This window comes from Vibrio marinisediminis (genome assembly GCF_014050145.1).
GTDB lineage: Bacteria > Pseudomonadota > Gammaproteobacteria > Enterobacterales > Vibrionaceae > Vibrio > Vibrio marinisediminis.
In genome coordinates this window covers 1-2,974 of sequence record NZ_JACFYF010000036.1, presented here as the reverse complement: position 1 = coordinate 2,974, position 2,974 = coordinate 1, and the positions used below count along the sequence as shown (strand labels likewise).

3 protein-coding genes are annotated in these 2,974 nt (G+C 41.0%); all 3 read left to right on the top strand.

What is annotated here, in order from left to right; genetic code table 11:
* Window positions 1-600: 600 nt before the first annotated feature.
* Window positions 601-1,035 carry a GNAT family N-acetyltransferase gene (locus tag H2O73_RS20200; protein WP_182110720.1) on the top strand — a complete coding sequence of 145 codons (435 nt, stop codon included), beginning with the start codon at window positions 601-603 and terminating at the stop codon, window positions 1,033-1,035.
* A gap of 168 nt (window positions 1,036-1,203) precedes the next feature.
* The gene (locus tag H2O73_RS20195) at window positions 1,204-1,533 is read left to right on the top strand and encodes a DHCW motif cupin fold protein (RefSeq protein WP_065546189.1); all 330 of its coding nucleotides are present in this window, start codon (window positions 1,204-1,206) and stop codon (window positions 1,531-1,533) included.
* A 304-nt stretch (window positions 1,534-1,837) separates the two neighbouring features.
* Window positions 1,838-2,791 carry a hypothetical protein gene (locus H2O73_RS20190; RefSeq protein WP_182110719.1) on the top strand — a complete coding sequence of 318 codons (954 nt, stop codon included), beginning with the start codon at window positions 1,838-1,840 and terminating at the stop codon, window positions 2,789-2,791.
* Window positions 2,792-2,974 lie beyond the last annotated feature (183 nt).

The following is a 2,974-nucleotide window of genomic DNA, read 5'->3' as shown; positions in this document are numbered from 1 at the left end:
CGTTATGTTTTAATGGAATTTCAATGGCTTAAATGCCTTTGAGTCGTTCTTTGCCCCTTTGGCTATTCGTTGAGAGTAGACTCAGCAAATCACTATTATCGTTCCTTTCTTAAATCACTTAACCCGTAAAACATGCCAATGTTCGCGGGTTGCTTCATTCGAGTTTTCGGGTGGTTCGGTAGTCAGGTTCTTCTGGCTCAAAGTCGCTTTGGGCATATTTTCCAATCAGCTAATAACCTTGGCAGTTGCCTCGACAAATCGCCATTGTATTGCGCTGCTGTTGCTAAGAAAGGGCGCTTGTTGAGGCTTGATCGAGTTGCCTCATTATCAGGGAAGTGGACTTACTCGTTTTTGGTTTGGCGCATCTGCCGGTCAAGTGATTTCTAGGTTGTGACTTGGTTCAGAAATCTAGGTCTACATCCCAGTTCTTTGCCAAGTAAATCAACGAATTGTGCTAAAACATAACAAAGCATTTAAGACGGATTCTCAACGCTTGGCAATTTCAGTTCAGGTCGGCTTCAGTGCTAAATGTGGCAAGGTTTGGGCTTGGGTGGTCGCGTTGTTCACCACTTAATGCGGCGTTATGGGCAAGGAGATAAAATGGAACTTATGCACTTAGAAAGTACGGATGATCTATATCAAGATGCCTTGGATTTACGGTACGACTTGTTCTTTCGAACTCCTGGTCTTCCTCGAGACATAATGTTTGATGGGCTTGAAAGCAGCAGTCTTCATGTTGCAGTAGTAAATAATGGTTCATTGTGCGCATATGGCAGACTAAGCGAAGAAAGCCCCCGACGATTTAAGATTTCTCAGATGGTCGTCCGCCCGAGTATGCAAGGTCAGGGCTTAGGCACTAGAGTTCTAACAAAACTGACACATGAAGCACTCGAAAAGGGTGCTGAAGAAATATACTTAAATGCTAGGCTACATGCCGTATCAATGTATGAAAAATTGGGTTTTCAGGCATCAGGTCAATCTTATGTGGCTAAGAGCACTGGCGTACCTCATATCAAGATGATCAGGCGCGTCTAAATTGCCCATAACAAAGCGTTTAAGACGGATTCCCAACGCATGGCGTTTTCAGCTTTCTTCCGTTTAAGTGTTTATGTCACAATGGTTTAGGTAGGGTGGTAGGCGTTGCTCACCACTTAACGCGGCGTTATGTGCTAGTAACAAATTGAAATTATGGAGGAAATCAATATGGATATTGAGAATGTACCTTTCGGAATCACAGATTGGAGTGAGGTCGAGGTTACTGAACATACTGGTGAAACGGGTATGGCTTATTGGCGCACTAAGAAATTTGGTGAGCTGCGAGTCCGTATGGTTGAGTATTCTGAAAATTATCTCGCAGACCATTGGTGTTCAAAGGGGCATATTTTGTTTTGTCTCTCGGGGGAATTAACCACCGAGCTAGATGATGGTCGAGAATTCATTCTAAAACCCGGCATGAGTTATCAAGTAGCTGACAATGCAGAGCCTCATCGCTCGTCTACGGTGATTGGCGCTAAGCTGTTTGTCGTTGATTAAGCTTCGCACATAACAAAGCGTTTAAGACGGACTCCCAACGCTTGGCGCTTTCGACTTTCTTCAGGTTAAGTGTTTATGTCACAATGGTTTAGGTAAGGTGGTTGGCGTTGCTCGCCACTTAACGCGGCGTTATATAATTTATTCCTAACCTATTGTACTAAATGAATTTAATCGGTATTATACCCGAATATTCTTTAGGGCACTGGTGTAAAGGTAGCACGTCTCACTGATGTGAGAAGGTCTAGGTTCGACTCCTGGGTGCCAAAGCTATTTTGCGAGATATCTTTGGCATCAGGAGTCTATATTGGAAGTTGGTTTTATGCTTAAGAGAATCTTTAGTATTTTAAAAAAAGAAGAGGATTTTAAGATACCGGAGCTTCCTGAATCCCCTCCGGAGCTCTCTGATGAAGAGAAGCTCGAGAAACATATCAAAAAACTCAGCGGACAATTTAGCTTAAACCTTGAGCTAGTAAATAAGTCACTGCCTCATATCAAGCAAAGTTTGCAAAATGCTATCGCTTCATCATCGAAAGATGAAGAAGTGACTTACACTCGTTTATATACTTTACTACTTGGTGTCTGGATAGAGTGCCGACTTCATAAACTTATTTATGAGAAAGGTGCGTTCGACGAAAGCGAGCGAAAACTGATTTATACTGAGAAGTCCATCGAAAATCGGTGGTATAGAGCTTTAGAAGTTGCGTTTAAGAAGTATCGAAAAATAAGTCTTGATGACGAGCTGACAAATCAGAACTTAGGCTTTACTCATTTTACAATATTCAATGAAATGAAAAATTGGATTGGTGAATACATTGCTCCAGTAGCGACCTTGAGAAACAAGGTAGCGCATGGTCAGTGGAAGTTTCCTTTCTCAAATGACACTGGCAATTGGCTTGATAGCTATAACTTTAAAGTTAACCAAGATCTAATTTCTCTTTACGCCAAAGAAAATTACTTAACGATTGAATGTAAATTTGAATTGGTTAAGTTGATTTCGGTAGCAATAAATAATATGGCAGTGGATGCTGGCAAATATGAAACCGCTGATTTTGATGGTATTCAAATCAAAATTCAAGCAAAAGTAGATGATCTAAAATCTATTGATAAAGCGAAATATAGTAACTATAAATCCCATGCACAAGAAGGATTTAAAAAGAAAGCTGCAAGTCTAAAAGCAAAAGAGCAGGCGCTAATCGATAAAGCTAAAAAAGAAGCGCGAGAAGAAATAGAAAAGAGTTTTATACTAACTCCCAGATAAATCATATAACAATCTGTTTAAGAGTGATTCGCAACGCTTGGCATTTTTGCTATGCGTTGCGTTTTGTGTTTAAGGTGGTGTGCGGTAGCTTTGTATTACGTTGCTCACACCTTAACAGGGCGTTATGTTTTAAAGGGATTTCAATGGCTTAAATGCCTTTGAGTCGTTCTTTCCCCCTTTGGC